The sequence below is a fragment of the Xenorhabdus bharatensis genome (assembly GCF_037996705.1).
Taxonomy (GTDB): domain Bacteria; phylum Pseudomonadota; class Gammaproteobacteria; order Enterobacterales; family Enterobacteriaceae; genus Xenorhabdus; species Xenorhabdus bharatensis.
This window is the reverse complement of the sequence record NZ_JBBMXG010000001.1, coordinates 298,853-319,153: the sequence shown is the minus strand read 5'-3', so window position 1 is coordinate 319,153 and position 20,301 is coordinate 298,853. Positions and strand designations below refer to the sequence as shown.

Below are 20,301 nucleotides of genomic sequence, written 5' to 3'. Positions count from 1 at the left end.
CGACGGGGCGATTAGCTCAGTTGGTAGAGCATCTCCCTTACAAGGAGGGGGTCATCAGTTCGAATCTGGTATCGCCCACCACTCTCAGTGATAAACTGAAAGCGGTAAGACCGTAGTGATAAAAAATGATTTTATGATTGGGCGATTAGCTCAGTTGGTAGAGCATCTCCCTTACAAGGAGGGGGTCATCAGTTCGAATCTGGTATCGCCCACCAATCATAAATCAGTGATATATCGATGTCGTTACAGATAGTCATTCAGTAATAGTCATCATGCAGTAATAGTCAGCATGAAGTGGGCGATTAGCTCAGTTGGTAGAGCATCTCCCTTACAAGGAGGGGGTCATCAGTTCGAATCTGGTATCGCCCACCACTTCATTAGATTGTTCCGCAGTATCACACTGATATTTTAGATGGGTCGTTAGCTCAGTCGGTAGAGCAGTTGACTTTTAATCAATTGGTCGCAGGTTCGAATCCTGCACGACCCACCATCTAAATATCAAAATCAAAATTATCTAATTGGGTCGTTAGCTCAGTCGGTAGAGCAGTTGACTTTTAATCAATTGGTCGCAGGTTCGAATCCTGCACGACCCACCATTTAGATATAAAAATCAGAATTACCTAGTTGGGTCGTTAGCTCAGTCGGTAGAGCAGTTGACTTTTAATCAATTGGTCGCAGGTTCGAATCCTGCACGACCCACCATTTAGGTAGCCATGAAGTGGGCGATTAGCTCAGTTGGTAGAGCATCTCCCTTACAAGGAGGGGGTCATCAGTTCGAATCTGGTATCGCCCACCACTTCATATAAATCCCCTAATAGCCTCTCAGAAAATATCAAAGCCAGTCCGGTTTATATTCAAATTTTTTTCCAAAATTTCCTGCCTTACCAATAAATTCGTTATGCAAATAAAACAGCATATCTTTAAGTGAAATCAAAGCATGCTGTTTTTTAATCTTTTATTACGCTTTCAATCCGTAACTTTTGAACTTGATCAATACTTTTTGCATTTCTTCGGGTGAGAGTACAGGGATCCGTTCTGCAATATTTTCTACAGGGTTTCCGATCACGGGGAGTATTTTCAAATAGAGTTGTGCCAATATCTCTATTTCATTGGCCAGCCATAATGCTTTTTCCAGACTGACTTCCATCGCAATCATACCGTGATGCTGCATTAACAGTGCTTTGCTGTGCCTAATTCCTGTTTTGACGCTTTCTGCCAGTTCTTGTGTCCCGAAGGTTGAGTAGGGAATACAGGGCACATGATCCGTTCCTGTCACTGCTACCATATAATGAACAGCCGGGATGCTATGATTGAGAATTGAAACGGCAGTTGCATTGACGGCATGATTATGTACAACAGCATTTAACTCAGGACGTGCTTCATAGCAGGAAAGATGGAAGTGCCATTCGCTTGAGGGGATTTTATCGGGTTCTGCTTCTCCCGAATAATTAATGTAGACAATTTGATCCGGAGTCAATTTTTCATAGGGTACCCCACTGGGGGTAATAAGAAATCCATCCTGATAACGGGCACTAATATTACCAGATGTGCCTTGATTTAAACCCAACGCATTCATCTTAAGACAAGTGTCGATAATGGCTTGAGCAATATGTTCTCTACTTACGGTCATAAAAATTAATCATTATAAATTATATGGATATAAATCAGGAAAGAGCATGCGTAAGCCTTCTGCACTGGCATCACAAATTCCACGTTCTGTAATCAATCCGGTAATTAATTCTGCCGGGGTAACATCAAACGCATAATTCCCGCAAGCCGTTCCTTGAGGTGCAGTATTGACCCAACTGTGTTTTCCTTCAGCAGTCATTCCGTAGACATGTGACTGTTCATCGCCTGAACGTTGCTCAATGGGGATCTCTTTTACGCCATCCCAGACGGTAAAATCCAGTGTCGGTGAGGGTAACGCAACATAAAAGGGTACCTGATTTGCTTTTGCAGCCAGAGCTTTCAGATAAGTGCCAATTTTATTACACACATCACCTCTTGCAGTTGTCCGGTCTGTACCTACGATGCACAGATCCACTTTGCCATGTTGCATTAAATGTCCGCCTGCATTATCGGCAATTAAAGTATGTGGTACACCATGTGAACCTAACTCAAAAGCCGTCAATCCACCCTGATTGCGAGGGCGGGTTTCATCAACCCAGACATGAACCTTGATGCCCGCATCGTGTGCCATGTAAATAGGTGATAATGCGGTTCCCCAATCCACAGTTGCCAACCACCCAGCATTGCAGTGAGTTAATATATTCACTGTTTCACCTGCTGATTTTTGGGCTGCAATTTCTTGTATGATTTTCAAACCATTCTCACCAATCTTATGACACAGCCGGACATCTTCATCTGCAATTTCATTGGCAATACGATAAGCAGTTTCTGCACGTTGAACGGGAGGCGTGTTTTCTAATGCCTGATATGCGCGATCCAGCGCCCATTTTAAATTAATGGCAGTTGGCCGGGTTTTAACTAAAACATCATAAGCCATTTGCAGATTTTCACTGCTGTTACTTTTACGCATTGCCAGTGCCATACCATAGGCAGCAACAGCACCAATTAAAGGTGCACCTCTCACCCACATATCTTTGATAGCTGTTGCAGCATCTTGAAAGGTATTCAATCGAATAATCTTTAATTCAAAAGGCAATTTGGTCTGATCGAAAATTTCGACAGTATATCCATCATCAGCAAGCCAAACAGAGCGATAATGGGTTCCATTAATTTTCATCTCGGTTTCTTAACCTTATGTGATATAACGTTTAATCTGTAAAAAATTCTGGTAATTATGTTTGTTGACAATTAACTCACGAGCCAGTTTCAGCGCTTGTTTTTCACAATCAGCTCGTAGTGCCGGATCATCAATTTTTCTGAAATCAGCAACGCCGGCAAAGCCAATAATGCGGCGATTAATTTCAAGCCCGGCATATACCAGTGTTTCTTCGAATAAATTGGAGAAAAAATTATCCTGGGCAGCTTTAAGGAACGATGAATTGAAAATTCCCTGCTGGTAAATAGTGACAGGATAGGCTTCTCCGGTTGTTTTTTCATTCCATAATTGACGAAAACGACATTCAAATATTTCCCATGTTGTTTTAATCTGCATGAAGAGCCAAGACTGATAATCAGCACATTGCTCCTTATTTTTCCGCAGAGCAGGTTGAGCAAAATAAGCCATAAACAGATTGCCGATATAATTACCTATATCGAATGCCATTGGGCCCATAAAGCTAAATTCTGGATCAATCACTTTTGTGGAATCAGGTGTGACCATAATGGAGCCTGAGTGGAGATCACCATGCAAAAGTGCCTGCGTTTCAGTCATGAATTTGTATTTATACTGCATTGCAGTTTGGATCATGACCTGATCCTGCCAAATGGCATGAATATCATGATTAAGTTGAGGAGAAGTCCAGTCGTTTCTTTCGGCATTAAAATATGGTTCTGTAAAGATTAGATCTTCAGTGATTTTACAAAGCTCATGGTTATTGGCAAAACGACTTACCAGTTCTTTTTTCTCTTTGCTATCCATCCCTATATCTGAGGTATGGAATAGTGTATCAGCAAGAAAAATTCCAATATCTTTAGCTAGATGAGAAAATTTTTCACCAGAAATCAGTTTATTGCGTAAGATAATGTGTTTATCTAAATACTCCATCGCAAACAAAGACATTTCTTCATCATAGAAATAGACATTGGGTACATATTGATTAGCAAACTTCTTTTCTTCTAATAGGGCATGGTATTCGAAGTAGGTTCGGACAAGGGAAAGTTGCCATGATTCACCAGCAGCCCGAACGTAAGGTAAGGATTGTTTGACCACAATAGTTTTTTCTGTTCCGGCAACAATAAAAACTAAATTCAGGTTTCCATCACCTATTTCCTGTACTTGCCAGGTTTCAGGCAATCCTCCGAGTGAGATAGTGGCGGGTAAATTTTTCGCAAGATAATGTGGTAAAGATTCACAGGTCTGGGGGATATACTCAGTAGGAACATAAACAGACATTATTTTTCATCCTGATAATATCATGAAAGAAAGTTCATAAAATGAACAGGGATAGCACATTCTGCGGCAATGGATTTTTACAGTTGTTAACTATAAGTATACAAAAGTAAAGTGTCTGTGATGAAAATAACGAATATGGTCAGATAACAATAAGATATACCCAGTAGATTTCAAATTGCATCATAATGATAAAAATACAATGAATGTGCTGGCTCAGGTTTGTGGTTTGGGTAGTGGAGGAAGGCCATAAGCGGCTCTGGCACGATCACAGGCTTCATTGTAATTGTCGGTTTCCCATGCTTGCGAAAATTCCCGGCAAGGGGACGGGCGTTTGTTATAAATAGTACAGGAAACGGAGTGACCCACTTCCCCCTGCAAGTGTATACAACGAGGATGGGGTTCATTCGTACCTTTCATGCAGCACATAAAATCGTTGAGTTTCTCAGTGGCAGCAACCGGGACTTTACCTCCTCCATCCTCAGCTTCCGCCCAATAAAATGAAACTCGGAAAAATGCACAGCAGGCACCACAGCTGATGCAGAAATTATTCTGTGATTGGGTATTTAATATTTGATTCATACCAGATGTCTCTATCTGATGTTTAAGAGCCGCAGTTTGACGAAATTATCAACTATAAGAAATCATCTTTTTTGTAAAAGATAACTATTTGAGGATAGGTTATTTCTGTAGAAAATGATGAAATTCAAAAGAAATTTATTTTGGATTGAAAAAAGAAAAACTGCCTCTTTGAAAGACAGTTTTTTATTTAATTACAGATTGTTACTCTGAAATAGGTGACTTTTTTATTTAGGGAATACTTGTTGGAAAAAGATAAGAATGTGGTTCAGGATCTCATTGTGAATTTCTTCCCGGCTTCTATCTCCACCATCTTTACAGATAATTCCGCCTTTTGGGTTATTTTCTTCAATAAGAGCGATTGCATTGGGTTTACAATTCGGCCTAAAGCTAAAATGCATTGCATCGTCAATAACGATGTATTTTGACTTTTCTTTTGGAAGGTTTTTGGCCAGATATTCAGACTCTAACTCAGCCGGCATATCCCCGATATTAATACCAGCGGCAATCACGAGTGTTGGTATATTCACCATGCTTAAACTTTGAGGTGAAAAGCCTCTGGCTAACGCTAGATCAAGGGAAATAACAGCTTTAACTCTCTGGTCACCTAAATCACCATCTAATTTTGCTTTGGTGGTTGCATTCTTACCTATTCCTAATTCAGGTAATATGTTACAAGAAGCAAGAATTTGATTGGTTTTGCAGTCAGTCACTAATAAATCTGAGTTGAATCTAGCGCCTGTCAGTTCAACAACAGACCAGCCACCTAATGAGTGACCAATTGCTGCTATGCGCTCTTTATCAACTAGCTCGGCAAAATCAGATTGTTCCAGAATAAAGTCAATAACCCGGCTTAGATCCCGTGGTCTTTCCCATAATTGTGCGGCAGATAGGGAGCTTCTATCTTCTGTTGTTGTGCCTGGATGATCTGGGGCAGCCACGATAAAGCCCTTTTTGACCAATTCCCCTGCCAGCCAGTTAAGATTTCGCCAATTTCCCCCATATCCGTGTGATAGAACGACAAGAGGATGTTTTTCTATATCAGGAATAGCATCTTTTATTACTGAAATACCATAATAAGTGAGGTGTTCACCAACAATTACAGTAGGCCCAATATCATTGGAAGGGTACCACACAACAAAATGTAATGGTCGTTCACTGTTCTTATCTAAAAATATTTCCCGAAAACCTATATTTTCTGATGCGTAAGTTTTCACAGAAAAACAGAGAAACAGGAAAGTAGTAGTCACTATACGTTTAAGCATTACATCCTCAGTAGAAAATTCCTTTTAGTTAATTATATGATTTCTATTATCTAGAATTAAGTAACGCATTTAACGCGGCATAGCCTAATTTTGATTGCTCATTATTCTGTAACAAACCATCCCGCAAAAAATGTTCCATACCTGACAATGTAGCTCCATAGGCTTGTTCGGCAAAGAAAGATCCACCAGAAACCCTTCTTGCGCCAGCAGCAAAAAATTCTTTTACACTCGGTCCTCCGGCTTGAGCCATGATATTTAATGGGCCATTGATGCGGGAGCTGATAGCCCGACATACTGATAGATCGGTTAATCCGGGGATAAAAATACCATCGGCACCGGCAGCAAGATAAGTATTAGCACGGGAAATTAAATGTTCGGGATTAGTATCTTCCCCACGGATCCATGAGTCTATACGTGCATTGATGAATAAACTGTAATGTATTTTATTTGCTGCGGTACGTACAGAAGCAATACGTTCAGCACCATCATTTATAGACCTTGATTTGCCATTGCAGGAATCTTCAATATTAATTCCAACACATCCGACAAAATATAAATCTTCTACAAGATCATCCATACTTTCATCAGGTGCTAATAAACCATCTTCAACATCTGCTGTTACAGGTAGATTGGTACTGGATGTAATTAAACCAAGTGCCTTCATTACGATTTTTCGGTCTGCCAGTTGATTATCTGGATAGCCTAAACTCCAGGATATTCCGGCACTGGTTGTTGCAATGGCTTTGGCTCCGGAGTGTTCTGCTAAACGGGTACTCATAACGTCCCATGAATTGGCTAATATGAGTTTTCCTTCTTCATGTAATTGGCTAAAAATTTGAATTTTTTCATCCAGGCTTATTCTTGTCATGTTGGTTTCTCAATATTTTCTTATAAATATATTCCATGATTGTAAATATCATGGATATGTGGTTTTAGGATGTTGCTAAATAATTACACTGTATATTTATATAGTCAATGTTTTGATCGATAAAAAACACTCAAAATTAAAGTTGTAATATCATTATTGCTGTTATTATTATTTCAAGTGAAAATATATCTATGTGACTGAATTTTATTTCAGGTTGTTTATCTATTCTTCGATGGTATTTAGAATTGATATAATCGCTATTCGTCATTTTTTAATCTTTGAGAATAGAGAGAAAGCCCCGTTATTTATAACGGGGCTATTAATTGATGGTAGTAACTTATTAAATGATTTTAATTATCAATAAGATGAAAGATGGCATTAGTAACTTGAACTAAAGGGATATTGTTAACATTTTTGGGGTCATATAAAGTAATACATATATCTTCTGATGCCAGTGGCAACCAATTTTCAGGTTTTGTAACACCATAAAGAGCGACAAGTTTTTTCTTCAGTGCGGCTGCTAAGTGGCAAATGCCACCATCACCAACGACGATTAAAGTCATTTCATTTAATAATGATAAGAAAGAATGTAATGAATTGCATATGACGATTTGGCTATTCCCATTTATACGGGAAACTAGATCTTCAGCTAAATTTATATCATTTGGTAAAGCAGAAATGATAAAATTTGCAGTAGGGTATTTTTTTGAAATTTTATCTGCGATTAGTGCAAGATTTTCATTATTAATTAAACTATTTTCTCTATTATTAGAAACAGAAAATAAAATCGATGGATTTCCTGAATAAACAGGTTTTGATTGATTAATGAGTTTTATTTCAGGAAATAAATCTGGTGTTAAAGATTGTTCATTTGGTGAAATAGTGCGTAAAACTTTTAGTGCCTGATGATAACCTTTTACTGACTTTGTATTAGTCTGGCAGTTAATTAATTTGGAATCCCATTTTTTATCTGCAACAACCGCATAACGCTTTTTAGCTCCAAGCAACCATAGGAATAAGTTATTTAGCTTCATTGGGCTGGGTTTGGCTGAAATGGCAATGTCAAAGTGCTTTTTGCGGAATTTGAGGGCAGTTTTGGCGATAGAAAGATATTTATTTCCTTGTGGAAGGATATTGATGTCTACATCAGAGCATACATACTTGGCGAGTTCATGATTACCTTGTTCTATGAACAGGCTAATCTCTGCATTTGGGTATTTTTTCTGTAAAAATTTTATTAATGGCTGGGTACAGATAAGATCGCCAAGTCCATTTCTGCGTAATATAGCTATTTTCATGTTGAATAATAAAAGAAAACTCTTTCTTCTTAATGATAGATATTGGATGTAAAGTAAACTATTTATCTCATATATTCAATGTATTATGTTTTAAATTCCATATTCCTGTTTTTTATAACGACAATATAGTGTACTTACGGTAATTGGCTATAATCTAATCTATCTGATGCTCACCGAAGGAAAAATGCAATGACTATGTTGAAAGAGAGACAGCATATGATTGTTCGGGCGATGAATGATAAAAATCATGTGATGAAACCTATCAGTAAGGAAAAGCTTCAATTCTTGGGGGACGCATTTGGATGGGATCAGTTGGCTGATGATATAAATTATTTAGTAAAAGTGGGTCTAGTTAATCATTTCGCCATCCATTTTGATGATAATGGGGGTTATGGTTTTAATCCTGATTCAATGGCGCTTACTGCTGCTGGTGTTGATTACGCCAATATGGACACAATGGATGATGAGATGAAGTCATTCAGGATAAAGATTCATAAAAACACACTTGAACAGGTTGAAACAACCATTAAAACAGCAAATATTCCAGATAATGAAAAGAAAGCAATCTTAGAGTTTATTAAAGAACAAGGTGTTGAAACCGTGCTTGGTAAGTGTATTGATACTCTGCTGACGAAGGCAGATCTTACTACAACCTTGTTTTCTGAAGTTGCCAAAATGAGGTGAGATTGGTAGGAAGGATTATCCCTTTCCTGAAATTTTTCACTTTTTAAATAGTGGCGCTGGGTAAATTGTAAGATGTATCCCGAAAGTGAGGAGAAAGTGTAACTCACTGTTAGTCTATATAATCACCACTCATTTTGATTACCATTAAAGAAAAATTGGCAGTATATTTAGCGGGTGGAGCCCATTAATTGGCATACATTAACGAGCGGAAGTAGGCAATGGCAAAAGTGATTATGTGGAGAACAGTATGAAGTATCGCCTGAGCGGGGTTGCTCTTACAGCAGTGTTACTGGCGGGATGCGCAAATTCATCAAATAATTATGAACAAGGGCGCTCTGATCCGCTGGAAGGGTTTAACCGGACTATGTTCAACTTTAACTATAATGTTCTCGATCCTTATATCTTACGGCCTGCTGCTGTTGTCTGGCATGATTATGTACCGATGCCGGCGAGAAATGGTATTGGCAATTTCATGAGTAATCTGGAAGAACCCGCCAGCATGGTGAATAGTTTTTTGCGCGGAGATATAAAGGAAGGCGCAAAGCATTTTAACCGATTCTTCTTAAATACCATTCTGGGTATGGGGGGGCTTATTGATGTTGCTTCAATGGCAAACCCCAAACTGGCAAAACAGGAGCCAATGCGTTTTGGTAGCACCCTTGGGTACTATAATGTTGGTTATGGCCCTTATGTTGTTTTACCGGGATATGGCAGCTTTACTGCGCGTGATGAAGGTGGGGATATGGCAGATATGACTTATCCTGTATTGAGTTATCTTACCCCTTGGATGGCTGTCGGAAAGTGGGTATTTCAGGGGCTCGAAACTCGCGCACGTTTGCTGGATTCAGATGGCCTGATAAAAAATTCTTCAGATCCGTATTTGATGATGCGTGAAGCCTACTTCCAGCGTCATGATTTTCTGGCTAACGGCGGCAAGCTTCTGCCGGAAGAAAATCCAAATGCTGCTGTTATTGAGGATGAATTGGATTCTATCGATTAATTTATTGATAGAATTAACAAAAAAGGATAGCTGAAGCTATCCTTTTTAGATCATCGAAGATGATTAGAATGTGTAGTTAAGGCCAACACCTGCTAACCATGCAGTTCCTTTAGAATCGAACTCATATGGTGCGCCATATCCTAATTTATGGAACTCTTCTGGCAATTTTTCACTCACATGAACTTTTTTACCACGCATATAAGAAACACCCACATCTACGGAAGTATCTTTATTAAATGCGTAAGTTGTCCCCACACTTAACCAGAAACGATTTTGGTCTGGAATGGATATAGAGCGATTTTGGGCTGGTACAGGGCTTTCATCGAAAGCGACACCTGTACGGAATGTCCAGTTGTCATCATGGTAGTACGTGGTTCCCAGTGAGATACGGTAAGCATTACGAAAGTTTTCATGTTTCTCAAATGCGACTTTACCATTATCGTTGCGGGTGGCTTTTAATTCTTTGAAGGTATCCCAGCCTGTATATAGGAAGCTGTAGTGAATTGCCCATTGTGGTGCTACGCGGTTATAACCGGAAATTTCCCACATATCAGGCAGATTCAGATCCAACCGTCCCTGAACTGTCTTGCCGTTTAATCCGCCCAATATTTCTGGCAGCTCATTACTGTAATCACCTTTTTTGAACTTAATTTTAACTTTTGAACGGTAAGTTAAGCTGTAACGATTATTTTCATCGAACTGATACAGAAGGCCTGCATTCCAGCCGTAACCCCAATCCTTACCTTCTAAACGGGCTATTTCTGTGGTTGCCGGGATATTTTTTCCAGTAAATTTGGCAATGGCGGAATTTACTTCACCCAGATGACGTACAATTTCGGCATCTGCATAAATAGTATTAAATCCCAAGCCAAAACTAAACTGCTCATTGAGTTTATACGCACCGCTCAGGTTAAGGTTTCCGGTTACGAGTGAAGTCTTCCCGCCAATGGAGCCGGCAGCATAGTTATTACTGAAATTTGTGGCTAAACCAAAGTTGCTTGTGAGTGATGCTCCAACGAAAAATTCATCGGTGATTGGAGTAATGAAATGCAGATTTGGTACCGGCGCATTTGGTGCGATATTTTTTGCGTCAGTATTTTTGTGCGCGCCAGTGATATCAACTTTTGGTTTAACATAAATCAGACCGCCAGAAAAGGATGGGCGATCAAATAGGGTCATGGCTGCAGGGTTGCGGCTACCTTCAGAGGCGTCTTCTGCAACAACACCTGCCCCAGAAAATGCACGACCTAGTCCTGATGATGAATATTCATTCAATTGAAAACCTGCAGCATTAGCGTTAGATGAAATAATCGCAACCGCCACTGCTAATGCTGAACGTGAAAATAGGTTTTTCTGGTTCATAACCAAAACCTCATTGTTTAATTATTATTTAACATGCTACTCAAGTAGCTGAGAGCGCGGAATTGTAGAGTCGGTTCATCACAATGACAAATCAGACCAGTGTGAGAAGTATAGGCCTGACATCGCAATGTGTTGCAAGAATGTTTTTAAAATATGACGAAAATGATTACTAAAATGGGACTTGCTTAACAAAAAATAGACACTTGGTGTTAACGGGATGTAAACGCGATTTAATTAACGTGCTGAGATCAATAAAGAGTGAAATAAATGGTATTACACAGTGCAAATAGTGGTTATTAAAGGAAAGTACAACGTAAAATCAGATTTGGATTTTTATTGTCGGAGAAATAAGATGACAGATGTACTTAAGCGTCATGGGGCTAACGAAACAGCTGCTTGCTGTTGTGTTGATGTTGGTACAGTCATTGATAATGAAGAGTGCACGGCTTCTTATCAACAGATTTTTGCCAGTAGTCAGGAAGCAGATGCAATGCTTAATATATTGACAGAAAAAGCAAAAAAGGTGGAATCTGATCCTTGCATCATCAGCCATAAAATAGAAGAAATGCATGATGGTGTTCAACTGATCATAGATTTTACATTTAGTTGTCAGGCAGAGGCTATGATATTTCAGCTGGGATTGCGTTAACTACTTTTAGCGTTACTGTTTTCCCATTGTGGTCAAAAATAGTCATAGCAATGGGAAAACTGATGATTATCTGTCGTAATCAATAAGTGTTTCTTCATCTTTTTTTCGCATGCTATCTGTTCAGATCGTATAAATTATAAATCTATTAAAGTTGCGCTTGCTCGCATTTTTAGTTTATTCCTGTTTGCTATTTCCCAACATTACGTTAACAATGCTTCATCAGGTCTGACCTCTTATGAGGTGAGTAAATAATTTTAATCAATTGATTTAGTTAATGATTATTGCAGGAGTTGCTATGAGTCGTTCTTCAACAAAAGTGGCACAACAAAAGGAACGAGTGGCCATTGTCAGTGGATTGCGCCTTCCTTTTGCTAAACAGGCAACGAACTATCACGGTATTCCGGCTGTTGATTTGGGGAAAGCTGTTGTCAGTGAGTTGGTCATCAGAAGTGGGCTGCCACCAGAGAAGATCGACCAATTGGTTTTTGGTCAGGTTGTTCAAATGCCTGAAGCCCCGAATATCGCAAGGGAAATCGTGTTGGGGGCGGGTTTAAGTGTCGGTACAGATGCCTATAGTGTTTCCCGGGCCTGCGCAACCAGTTTTCAGGCAATAGCTAATGTAGCAGAAAGTATTATGGCAGGAACCGTGAATGTGGGAATTGCCGGTGGGGCCGATTCTTCATCTGTTCTGCCAATTGGGGTGACTAAATCACTGGCTCGTACTTTGGTTGATATGAATAAAGCCAAAAGCCTTTCACAACGGCTCAAATTGCTGAGCAAATTGAAATTAAAAGATTTGCTGCCCGTATCCCCCGCTGTTGCTGAATATTCCACCGGGTTAAGAATGGGCGATACTGCTGAACAAATGGCGAAAACCTACCATATCAGTCGTGAAGCTCAGGATGAGTTGGCGCACCGTTCTCATTTGATGGCAGCTAAGGCCTGGGAGAAGGGACTATTACGTGATGAAGTGATATCCGCTCATTTCCCGCCATATCGCGAATCTTTGCAGGAAGATAATAATATTCGCAAAAACTCAGAACTGACATCTTATGCGAAATTACGTCCGGCTTTTGATCGCAAGTATGGCACAGTCACAGCGGCCAATAGTACCCCGCTAACTGATGGTGCAGCGGCAGTGATTTTGATGAGTGAATCTGCTGCTAAGGAACTTGGCATGGTGCCATTAGGCTATTTGCGCAGTTATGCATTTTCTGCCATTGATGTCTGGCAGGATATGTTGCTGGGGCCATCATATGCAACGCCACTGGCGCTGGACAGAGCGGGTATTACGTTGAACGAACTTTCCCTTATCGATATGCATGAAGCATTTGCAGCTCAGACTCTGACAAACCTGAAAATGTTTGCCAGTGATAAGTTTGCCCGCGAGAAATTAGGGCGTTCTCAGGCGATTGGTGAGGTTGATATGGATAAATTCAACGTACTCGGTGGTTCAATTGCTTACGGGCATCCATTTGCTGCCACCGGTGCCAGAATGGTGACACAGACTCTGAATGAGCTACGTCGCCGTGGAGGCGGCCTCGGGCTGACAACAGCCTGTGCAGCTGGTGGCTTGGGTGCGGCGATGGTATTGGAGGTGGAATAATGGCTCTGGATGAAACAATCATGTCAGCAGAACAATCGGTATTCAGTTTTTCTGTCAGAGATGACAGAGTCGGCGTTATTACTATTGATGTGCCGGGTGAGAAAGTTAATACACTGAAAGCAGAATTTGTAGAGCAGTTTTTGGCGGTTTTCGAGCAAGCACAACAGGTTTCCGCTTTAAAGGGGTTGGTAATTATATCCGGTAAGCCCGATACCTTTATTGCCGGCGCAGATATCACGATGATCGCGGGTTGCCAGACTCAACAGGAAGCCACGGCTCTGGCTGAAAAAGGGCAGGAATTATTTGATAAAATTGCTAACTATTCTTTACCTATTGTTGCGGCTATTCATGGTGCATGTTTAGGTGGTGGGTTGGAGTTTGCTTTAGCCTGCCACGCACGTATTTGTTCTCTGGATGATAAAACCCGTCTTGGTTTACCCGAAGTACAGCTCGGGTTACTGCCGGGTTCGGGCGGGACTCAACGATTACCTCGTTTGATCGGTGTCAGCTCGGCATTAGATATGATCCTGACAGGCCGGCAGCTTAAAGCAAAACAGGCAAAACGACTGGGTGTTGTTGATGATGCTGTTCCTTTGGATATTTTGCTGGATGTAGCCGTTCAATATGTTAAGAAAGGGGTAGCTAAACGCAAACCTCTGGCATGGTCACAACGCCTGTTAGCGAGCGCTCTTGGGAGGCCATTATTATTCCGTTTGGTTCAGCAAAAAACGCGGGCTAAAACTCATGGTCATTATCCCGCACCGGAACGGATCATTGATGTGATCCGCCTTGGTCTGGATAAAGGGCAAAAAGCCGGTTTTCAGGCGGAGGCCAAAGCATTTGGTGAGCTGGCTATGTCGTCCGAATCATCAGCACTGCGTAGTCTGTTTTTTGCGACCACCTCATTAAAAAATGAAACAGGGTCTTCGGAATTGCCTGCTCAAATCAGGCATGTGGGGATTTTAGGTGGAGGCTTGATGGGGGGCGGAATTGCCAGTGTAACCGCAACTCGTGGTCATTTACCGGCGCGTATCAAAGATATTAATGAGAAAGGCATCAATCAGGCGCTGAAATATACATGGGATATGCTTTCCAAGCGCGTCAGTCAACGGCGTCTGACCCCATCAGAGCGTTCTCGCCAAATGTCTCTGCTTTCAGGTACGACAGATTACAGTGGTTTTAAACAGGCTGATATTGTGGTTGAAGCCGTATTTGAAGACTTAGTACTGAAACGTAAGATGGTCGCAGAAGTTGAAGCGAATACAAAGGCGGAGACTATTTTTGCGTCTAACACGTCTTCATTGCCGATTCACCAGATTGCGGAAATTGCTAAACGACCGGAGCAGGTTATTGGCCTTCATTACTTCAGCCCTGTAGATAAGATGCCATTAGTGGAAGTCATTCCACATGCAGGAACAAGTGAAAAAACAATAGCGACAGCAGTCGCACTGGCGAAAAAACAGGGTAAAACAGCCATTGTTGTGGGAGATAAAGCCGGTTTTTATGTTAACCGGATTTTATCTCCTTATATTAATGAAGCGGGCTACTGTTTGGTGGAAGGTGAGCCTATCGAACATATCGATAAAGCGCTGGTTGATTTTGGTTTCCCGATTGGGCCAATCAATTTGCTGGATGAAGTCGGTATTGATGTCGGAACCAAAATTATTCCTGTGCTGGTGGATCAATTAGGGGAGCGGTTTATACCGCCGGCAATTTTGGATGCTGTGCTGAATGACGATCGTAAAGGTAAGAAAAACGGACGTGGTTTTTATTCCTATGCAACTAAAAAGAGTAAGTTCCGGCCATTCAGGAAAAACAGCAAAGAAGCTGATCCTTCCATTTATTCCCTGTTGAAAGTTCAGCCTGTGGCAAAAATGTCACGCCCAGACATTGCTCAACGTTGTCTGATGTTGATGCTAAATGAAGCGGTACGTTGTCTGGATGAAGGCATTATCCGCAGTCCTCGTGATGGTGATATAGGTGCCGTATTTGGTATAGGGTTCCCGCCATTCCTGGGTGGGCCATTCCGTTATATGGATCAGCTGGGTAGCCGTCATATTGTAGAGACTTTGCAACGTCTGGCGCAGCAGTACGGAGACAGGTTTGTACCTTGTGAACGTTTGGTTCAGATGGCTGAACAGGATAAGCGATTCTACGAATAACGCATATATGCTTCTTCTGGTATCGTTTTGAAAAATAAGTGATACCGGCCCTTTTAACTTAAAGGGCCGGTTTTATCTGTAATTGCTAAACAATATATTGTTTATAAGTTTTTTATTGTTAAGTTATCAGGTTAATATAATAGCCAAACAATACATATATCACCCATTATTAGTAATTTTATTTCGCCGTATTTTGCGGCAGAATATCCTCCAATTTTCAGTGAAGCCTTTTATCAAAGGTTCACAGTTTACTCGCCATAATATTATTTTGCTTTCGTGATAAATTACCTGAAAACGGGTGACTTCAATTCAGCTAATTGCCTGAAAATTTCAGGGTTATTTTTAGTAGAATGAAAGTAAATATTAGAATTAGTTCTGAAATTTAACTCAACGGTGAATTATGTTCGTGTTTATTATGCGTCACGGTGATGCTGCTTTTAATTCAATCAGCGATGCAACGCGGGAGTTAACGCCGCGGGGCTGTCAGGAATCGCAGAAAATGGCGCTTTGGCTTGGACAAAAGAAGCCTGAGATTGATTGTGTACTGGTCAGTCCTTATATCCGGGCAGGGCAGACTCTGCAAGTGGTGCGTGAGAATATGGCATTGCCTGATAGTGAGGAAATGTTAGAAGAGCTAACCCCGACGGGTGATGCTGAACTGGTGGCAAGTTACTTGCAGGTTTTGGAAGAGCAAGGGAAAAAAGCCGTTTTGGTCGTGTCTCACTTACCATTAGTTGGCTATCTAGTGTCCGAGCTTTGTCCTGCGCAAGTTCCTCCGATGTTTTCTACATCCAGTATTGCCTGTGTGGAACTGGATAAGCAAACACAGAAAGGCCGCCTGCTATGGCAAACCTCCCCGGCACAATTGTGAAAAGCCCAGACCAGCCCACAGGTTAAAACGTGTTTTGGCTAACGCTGTATAAACTCATCCTGTTCAACCAAAATGAGTAATGCAGCGTTTCCCCCCCATTCTTTCGGTGCCTGATGAAAAGCAATAATATCGGGGTGTTGGGCGAGCCATAGTGGTGTTTGTTGCTTGAGGATATGCTTACCGTGGCCATGCATAACACAGGCACAATAGACATTTTCTCGGCGGCAGGCTGCAATTAACGCCCCAATTTCCTGTTTAGCCTGTAACTGTGTTAATCCGTGTAAATCCAGAAAAAGCTCAGGGGGATAATCACCGCGCCTCAGCTTTTTCAGTTCATAATGATTAGCTCCTTCTCGTACATAGCGAGTTGGGCCTTCCATGTCTAAATTAGGTTGAAACTCATCAGAAAAATAGTAACTGGCATCGACCTGTTCTTGCATCAGGCGCTCAGGTGCCACTTGACTGATTTTTTTTCTTTTGGGGGCGTGTAAGACTTTATCCTGAGAAATCCGACGGGTTCCCACTACTGACGTTCTAAATAGACTGATGTCTTCTTCATTTAATGGTTTTTTCTTCTTCATTACATGCTAATTCATTAACAACTTTCGGTGATTGTACCCGATTTATTCTGATTTTGCTCAGGCGCTATTATTTTTGGGTACATGCTGTTCATAAAATTATTTGACAATTGAGTCTGGTTATAAAATAAATGTATATACAACATAACCACTGTCAGTAACAACAAAAAATAACAGGACGAAAATAATGTCGATTGAACTGAAAGATACCGACATTATCTGGCGTAATGCCAGACTTGCCACAATGAACCCTACAATCAGTAACATGGATGGCAAGCACAATTACGGTATTCTGGAACACTATGATTTGATCATACGGGATGAAAAAATTCTGGCAGTTCTGCCAACGGAGAGTGTGCCAGCTAACCGTTGCAAAGTGATTAATGCAGAACAGCGATTAATTACTCCCGGCCTGATTGATTGTCATACTCATCTGGTTTTTGGGGGTAATCGGGCATCAGAATGGGAACAGCGTCTGAATGGTATTTCTTATGCAGAAATCAGTGCTAAAGGTGGTGGTATTAATGCCACAGTCAATGCCACCCGGCAAAGTTCAGCCCAACAACTGGAAATCGCGGCTCAAAAGCGGCTGAGTGCGTTGATAGCTGAAGGAGTCACAACCATTGAAATGAAATCAGGCTATGGGCTGGATTTGGAGAATGAAGAGAAGCAACTGAAAGTTATTCGGATATTAGGGCAGAAAAATCCGGTTGAAATCAGCCCGACTCTGCTTTCTGCCCATGCTGTTCCTCCCGAATACAAACATAACCCTGATGCTTATATTGACTTAGTTTGTAGCACTATTCTGCCCAATCTTTGGCAAAAGCAGTTATTTGAATCTGTGGATGTGTTTTGCGAAAGTGTTGGATTTAATCTTGAACAGACTAAACGTGTCTTTGATGCAGCCAGAAAATTAAATATTCCCGTCAAAGGCCATGTTGAGCAGCTTTCTAATCTGGGTGGCACTGAGTTGGTTGCTGATTATCAGGGCTTATCTGTTGATCACATTGAATATCTGGATGAAAAAGGTGTTCAGGCAATTAGCCGCAGTGGAACGGTTGCTGTTTTATTGCCGGGTGCATTTTATTTTCTGAAAGAGACACAATGTCCTCCGATTGCTTTATTGCGTCAGTATCGCGTGCCGATGGCGATTTCTACGGATTTTAATCCGGGAACCAGCCCGTTCACATCACTACGCATGATGATGAATATGGCTTGTGTCCAGTTCGGTCTGACACCGGAAGAAGTATGGCAGGGTGTGACTATTCATGCGGCTCGCGCATTGGGCAGATCCGAAAGTCATGGTCAGATAGCAGCAGGTTATATGGCTGATTTTATTGTTTGGGATGCAAAAGAACCCGTAGATATATTATACGAATTAGGGCGTAACCCCTTGGTTTACCGTGTCTATCGCGGCGTAATTACGCATAATTTTTTGTGAACAATAAATATTAATGAGGGAAATAGCATGAAATTATGGCATCCGACATCAGAAAACATTTGGCAGGGGCGTAATGATCTTGCCGAAGCCAATAACGCTTTACGCATGTTCCAGACGATAAAACAACCTGCTGGTTTTTCTCCTGAACAATACCCGAATCATATTGCATTGTTGGGCTTTGAGTGTGATGAAGGCGTGAAACTCAATCAGGGGCGGCCGGGAGCAAAATCAGGGCCTGAATATTTGCGTCAGGCGCTGGCAAATATGGCAAGCCATGATGGGCATGAATCGCTGGTGGATTTGGGAAATATCCGGGCGGATAGCGGTCAGTTAAGTGAGGCCCAAAGTGCGCTGAGTGATGCTGTCTATGCTTGTCAGAGCCAGAAAATGCGTACTCTCATTTTTGGTGGCGGTCATGAAACTGCATTTGCTCATGGTATGGGCATTTATCGTGCGTTCCCAACGCAGCGGGTAGGAATTATTAACTTTGATGCGCATCTGGATCTACGGAATGCGCCACAGGCAACTTCAGGCACACCATTTCGTCAGCTTGCTGATTATTGTCACCAGCAACAGCGCCCGTTTAATTACAGCTGTGTGGGCGCCAGTCTGGCCTCAAATACGCAAGCTTTATTGGATGAAGCTAATCACCTTGATGTCACTATTATTTGGGACACTCAATGTATTGATTCTATGTTGGATAAAGTTCAACAACAGATACAGGATATGCTGAATCAGGCTGAAATTATCTACATGACGATTGATTTGGACGTATTACCGATTTGGCAAATGCCGTCAGTTTCAGCTCCGGCTGCGCTCGGTGTTCCGTTGGAGCGTTTATTATCACTGATCCAGCCGATTTGCCAGAGTAAAAAATTACAGGCTGTTGATCTCGTTGAGCTTAATCCATTGTACGATATTCAGGGGATGGGCGGTAAAGCCGCCGCTCGCCTTGCATGGCAAATCGTGCATTGGTGGAATAGATAATTGGCAATACGCTCGGGAGTAGAAAGGAATTTATTGTGACTATTGATTTATCAGACAAAATAACGAAACCCGTACCTCTGTATGCGAAAGTCAAACAATCCATTATTGAGAAAATTCATACTGGGGAGTGGCAACCCCATGACAGAGTGCCTTCAGAATCTGAGTTAGTAAAACAATTTAATTGTAGTCGCATGACAGCAAACAGGGCATTACGAGAACTGACGGCAGAAGGGCTTTTATTCCGTTTACAGGGAGTTGGCTCATTTGTGTCAGAGCCGAAAGGGCAGTCCGCCCTGTTTGAAATTCACAGTATTGCTGATGAGATTGCGGCACGTACCCATCGCCATAACTGCAAGGTATTAAAGCTGGCGGAAGTCACTGCGAATATGACGCAGGCTAAAGAGCTGGGAATAAAAACCGGTACAGCGGTTTATCACTCAATTATCCTCCATTATGAAAATGATGTGCCCGTACAAATTGAGGATCGTTATGTTAATGCGTTAGCGGCACCGGAATATCTTCAACAGGATTTCCATCAACAGATTGCCCATGATTACTTATCGATGGTGGCCCCGCTTACGGAGGGGGAACATATTGTAGAAGCTGTTGCCGGTGATGCCCGCTCCTGTCGTTTACTGCAAATAGAGGAAAATTCTCCCTGTTTGTTAATCAGCCGTCGAACTTGGTCGGAAGAACATATAGTTTCCAGTGCCAGATTATTATTTCCCGGTCATCGTTATAAGTTGAAAGGGCATTTTAGCTCGTGAATTGATGTTTATGGTTGGTTTTCTCGGTACTCAAAAATCTCCTCTTTGCATTATGCATGAGAGGAGAAGGTAACAAAAATGTAAAGCATATGTGATATAAAACACAAAACCAGCAAAAATTACCTTCTGATATTTTGCGGGTAAATTATAACCATCCTATTGATCT

At 41.4% G+C, this 20,301-nt stretch carries 18 protein-coding genes and 7 tRNA genes; 16 read left to right on the top strand and 9 right to left on the bottom strand.

The window, feature by feature from the left end:
• Window positions 1–5: 5 nt before the first annotated feature.
• The 7 genes from AAC855_RS01295 to AAC855_RS01265 all read left to right on the top strand — a co-directional run bounded on the left by AAC855_RS01295 (window position 6) and on the right by AAC855_RS01265 (window position 796).
• Window positions 6–81, top strand: a tRNA-Val gene (locus AAC855_RS01295).
• Between the two features lie 58 nt (window positions 82–139).
• Window positions 140–215 (top strand) — tRNA-Val (locus AAC855_RS01290).
• Between the two features lie 81 nt (window positions 216–296).
• Window positions 297–372: transfer RNA gene (locus AAC855_RS01285), tRNA-Val, on the top strand.
• A gap of 42 nt (window positions 373–414) precedes the next feature.
• Window positions 415–490 (top strand) — tRNA-Lys (locus AAC855_RS01280).
• 30 nt (window positions 491–520) lie between these two features.
• Window positions 521–596, top strand: a tRNA-Lys gene (locus AAC855_RS01275).
• Window positions 597–626: 30 nt separating this feature from the next.
• A tRNA-Lys gene (locus AAC855_RS01270) sits at window positions 627–702 on the top strand.
• Between the two features lie 18 nt (window positions 703–720).
• Window positions 721–796, top strand: a tRNA-Val gene (locus AAC855_RS01265).
• A gap of 162 nt (window positions 797–958) precedes the next feature.
• Here AAC855_RS01265 and AAC855_RS01260 read toward each other — a convergent pair.
• The 7 genes from AAC855_RS01260 to AAC855_RS01230 all read right to left on the bottom strand — a co-directional run bounded on the left by AAC855_RS01260 (window position 959) and on the right by AAC855_RS01230 (window position 8,028).
• Complete coding sequence (locus tag AAC855_RS01260) at window positions 959–1,630, bottom strand: L-fuculose-phosphate aldolase (RefSeq protein ID WP_340607844.1); 672 nt, start codon at window positions 1,628–1,630, stop codon at window positions 959–961.
• Between the two features lie 12 nt (window positions 1,631–1,642).
• Entirely contained in the window at window positions 1,643–2,746 is a 1,104-nt protein-coding gene (mtnA, locus tag AAC855_RS01255) for an S-methyl-5-thioribose-1-phosphate isomerase (protein WP_340607843.1), read from the bottom strand.
• Window positions 2,747–2,761: 15 nt separating this feature from the next.
• Window positions 2,762–4,021 (bottom strand): S-methyl-5-thioribose kinase, encoded by a 1,260-nt coding sequence (gene mtnK / locus AAC855_RS01250; RefSeq protein ID WP_340607842.1) that lies wholly within the window; start codon window positions 4,019–4,021, stop codon window positions 2,762–2,764.
• Window positions 4,022–4,234: 213 nt separating this feature from the next.
• The gene (locus AAC855_RS01245) at window positions 4,235–4,600 is read right to left on the bottom strand and encodes a YkgJ family cysteine cluster protein (protein WP_340607841.1); all 366 of its coding nucleotides are present in this window, start codon (window positions 4,598–4,600) and stop codon (window positions 4,235–4,237) included.
• Window positions 4,601–4,824: 224 nt separating this feature from the next.
• Entirely contained in the window at window positions 4,825–5,862 is a 1,038-nt protein-coding gene (locus AAC855_RS01240; protein ID WP_340607840.1) for an alpha/beta hydrolase family protein, read from the bottom strand.
• A gap of 46 nt (window positions 5,863–5,908) precedes the next feature.
• Window positions 5,909–6,730 carry an isocitrate lyase/PEP mutase family protein gene (locus tag AAC855_RS01235; protein ID WP_340607839.1) on the bottom strand — a complete coding sequence of 274 codons (822 nt, stop codon included), beginning with the start codon at window positions 6,728–6,730 and terminating at the stop codon, window positions 5,909–5,911.
• Between the two features lie 350 nt (window positions 6,731–7,080).
• A complete protein-coding gene (locus tag AAC855_RS01230) occupies window positions 7,081–8,028 on the bottom strand; it encodes a glycosyltransferase family 9 protein (RefSeq protein WP_340607838.1) in 948 nt (315 codons plus the stop codon).
• Between the two features lie 189 nt (window positions 8,029–8,217).
• Between AAC855_RS01230 and AAC855_RS01225 the strand changes: the two genes are divergently transcribed.
• Both AAC855_RS01225 and mlaA read left to right on the top strand, forming a co-directional pair.
• The gene (locus AAC855_RS01225; protein WP_340607837.1) at window positions 8,218–8,712 is read left to right on the top strand and encodes a hypothetical protein; all 495 of its coding nucleotides are present in this window, start codon (window positions 8,218–8,220) and stop codon (window positions 8,710–8,712) included.
• A gap of 247 nt (window positions 8,713–8,959) precedes the next feature.
• Entirely contained in the window at window positions 8,960–9,712 is a 753-nt protein-coding gene (gene mlaA, locus AAC855_RS01220) for a phospholipid-binding lipoprotein MlaA (protein ID WP_340607836.1), read from the top strand.
• Window positions 9,713–9,775: 63 nt separating this feature from the next.
• Here mlaA and fadL read toward each other — a convergent pair whose 3' ends face one another.
• Window positions 9,776–11,074, bottom strand: coding sequence for a long-chain fatty acid transporter FadL (gene fadL, locus AAC855_RS01215; RefSeq protein WP_340607835.1), 1,299 nt, complete (start codon window positions 11,072–11,074; stop codon window positions 9,776–9,778).
• 352 nt (window positions 11,075–11,426) lie between these two features.
• Between fadL and AAC855_RS01210 the strand changes: the two genes are divergently transcribed.
• The 4 genes from AAC855_RS01210 to sixA all read left to right on the top strand — a co-directional run bounded on the left by AAC855_RS01210 (window position 11,427) and on the right by sixA (window position 16,362).
• Window positions 11,427–11,723 (top strand): YfcZ/YiiS family protein, encoded by a 297-nt coding sequence (locus tag AAC855_RS01210; RefSeq protein ID WP_340607834.1) that lies wholly within the window; start codon window positions 11,427–11,429, stop codon window positions 11,721–11,723.
• 295 nt (window positions 11,724–12,018) lie between these two features.
• On the top strand, window positions 12,019–13,329 hold the full coding sequence (fadI, locus tag AAC855_RS01205) for an acetyl-CoA C-acyltransferase FadI (protein ID WP_340607833.1): 1,311 nt from the start codon (window positions 12,019–12,021) through the stop codon (window positions 13,327–13,329).
• Window positions 13,329–15,491, top strand: a complete 2,163-nt coding sequence (fadJ, locus tag AAC855_RS01200) for a fatty acid oxidation complex subunit alpha FadJ (RefSeq protein WP_340607832.1) — start codon at window positions 13,329–13,331, stop codon at window positions 15,489–15,491. The genes fadI and fadJ overlap by 1 nt, the downstream gene beginning before the upstream one ends.
• Before the next feature lie 400 nt (window positions 15,492–15,891).
• The gene (gene sixA / locus AAC855_RS01195; RefSeq protein WP_340607831.1) at window positions 15,892–16,362 is read left to right on the top strand and encodes a phosphohistidine phosphatase SixA; all 471 of its coding nucleotides are present in this window, start codon (window positions 15,892–15,894) and stop codon (window positions 16,360–16,362) included.
• Window positions 16,363–16,400: 38 nt separating this feature from the next.
• Here the strand turns inward: sixA and smrB are convergent, their stop codons facing one another.
• Window positions 16,401–16,943 carry an endonuclease SmrB gene (gene smrB, locus AAC855_RS01190; RefSeq protein WP_340607830.1) on the bottom strand — a complete coding sequence of 181 codons (543 nt, stop codon included), beginning with the start codon at window positions 16,941–16,943 and terminating at the stop codon, window positions 16,401–16,403.
• A 184-nt stretch (window positions 16,944–17,127) separates the two neighbouring features.
• Here smrB and hutI point away from each other — a divergent pair, with 184 nt between their 5' ends.
• The 3 genes from hutI to hutC are packed head-to-tail and all read left to right on the top strand — an operon-like array spanning window position 17,128 to window position 20,135.
• The gene (gene hutI / locus AAC855_RS01185; protein ID WP_340607829.1) at window positions 17,128–18,381 is read left to right on the top strand and encodes an imidazolonepropionase; all 1,254 of its coding nucleotides are present in this window, start codon (window positions 17,128–17,130) and stop codon (window positions 18,379–18,381) included.
• 27 nt (window positions 18,382–18,408) lie between these two features.
• Window positions 18,409–19,368: a formimidoylglutamase gene (gene hutG, locus AAC855_RS01180; RefSeq protein WP_340607828.1), complete on the top strand. Its 960-nt coding sequence runs from the start codon at window positions 18,409–18,411 to the stop codon at window positions 19,366–19,368.
• 32 nt (window positions 19,369–19,400) lie between these two features.
• A complete protein-coding gene (gene hutC / locus AAC855_RS01175; protein ID WP_340607914.1) occupies window positions 19,401–20,135 on the top strand; it encodes a histidine utilization repressor in 735 nt (244 codons plus the stop codon).
• Window positions 20,136–20,301 lie beyond the last annotated feature (166 nt).

Excerpts from the sequence above, each read along its gene's own strand:
- fadL (WP_340607835.1), bottom strand. The coding sequence starts at position 11,074 with ATGAACCAGAAAAACCTATTTTCACGTTCAGCATTAGCAGTGGCGGTT.
- AAC855_RS01240 (WP_340607840.1), bottom strand. The coding sequence starts at position 5,862 with ATGCTTAAACGTATAGTGACTACTACTTTCCTGTTTCTCTGTTTTTCT.
- AAC855_RS01210 (WP_340607834.1), top strand. The coding sequence starts at position 11,427 with ATGACAGATGTACTTAAGCGTCATGGGGCTAACGAAACAGCTGCTTGC.
- hutG (WP_340607828.1), top strand. The coding sequence starts at position 18,409 with ATGAAATTATGGCATCCGACATCAGAAAACATTTGGCAGGGGCGTAAT.
- hutI (WP_340607829.1), top strand. The coding sequence starts at position 17,128 with ATGTCGATTGAACTGAAAGATACCGACATTATCTGGCGTAATGCCAGA.
- AAC855_RS01235 (WP_340607839.1), bottom strand. The coding sequence starts at position 6,730 with ATGACAAGAATAAGCCTGGATGAAAAAATTCAAATTTTTAGCCAATTA.
- sixA (WP_340607831.1), top strand. The coding sequence starts at position 15,892 with ATGTTCGTGTTTATTATGCGTCACGGTGATGCTGCTTTTAATTCAATC.
- mlaA (WP_340607836.1), top strand. The coding sequence starts at position 8,960 with ATGAAGTATCGCCTGAGCGGGGTTGCTCTTACAGCAGTGTTACTGGCG.
- AAC855_RS01260 (WP_340607844.1), bottom strand. The coding sequence starts at position 1,630 with ATGACCGTAAGTAGAGAACATATTGCTCAAGCCATTATCGACACTTGT.
- AAC855_RS01230 (WP_340607838.1), bottom strand. The coding sequence starts at position 8,028 with ATGAAAATAGCTATATTACGCAGAAATGGACTTGGCGATCTTATCTGT.
- AAC855_RS01245 (WP_340607841.1), bottom strand. The coding sequence starts at position 4,600 with ATGAATCAAATATTAAATACCCAATCACAGAATAATTTCTGCATCAGC.
- mtnA (WP_340607843.1), bottom strand. The coding sequence starts at position 2,746 with ATGAAAATTAATGGAACCCATTATCGCTCTGTTTGGCTTGCTGATGAT.
- mtnK (WP_340607842.1), bottom strand. The coding sequence starts at position 4,021 with ATGTCTGTTTATGTTCCTACTGAGTATATCCCCCAGACCTGTGAATCT.
- AAC855_RS01225 (WP_340607837.1), top strand. The coding sequence starts at position 8,218 with ATGACTATGTTGAAAGAGAGACAGCATATGATTGTTCGGGCGATGAAT.
- smrB (WP_340607830.1), bottom strand. The coding sequence starts at position 16,943 with ATGAAGAAGAAAAAACCATTAAATGAAGAAGACATCAGTCTATTTAGA.
- fadI (WP_340607833.1), top strand. The coding sequence starts at position 12,019 with ATGAGTCGTTCTTCAACAAAAGTGGCACAACAAAAGGAACGAGTGGCC.
- fadJ (WP_340607832.1), top strand. The coding sequence starts at position 13,329 with ATGGCTCTGGATGAAACAATCATGTCAGCAGAACAATCGGTATTCAGT.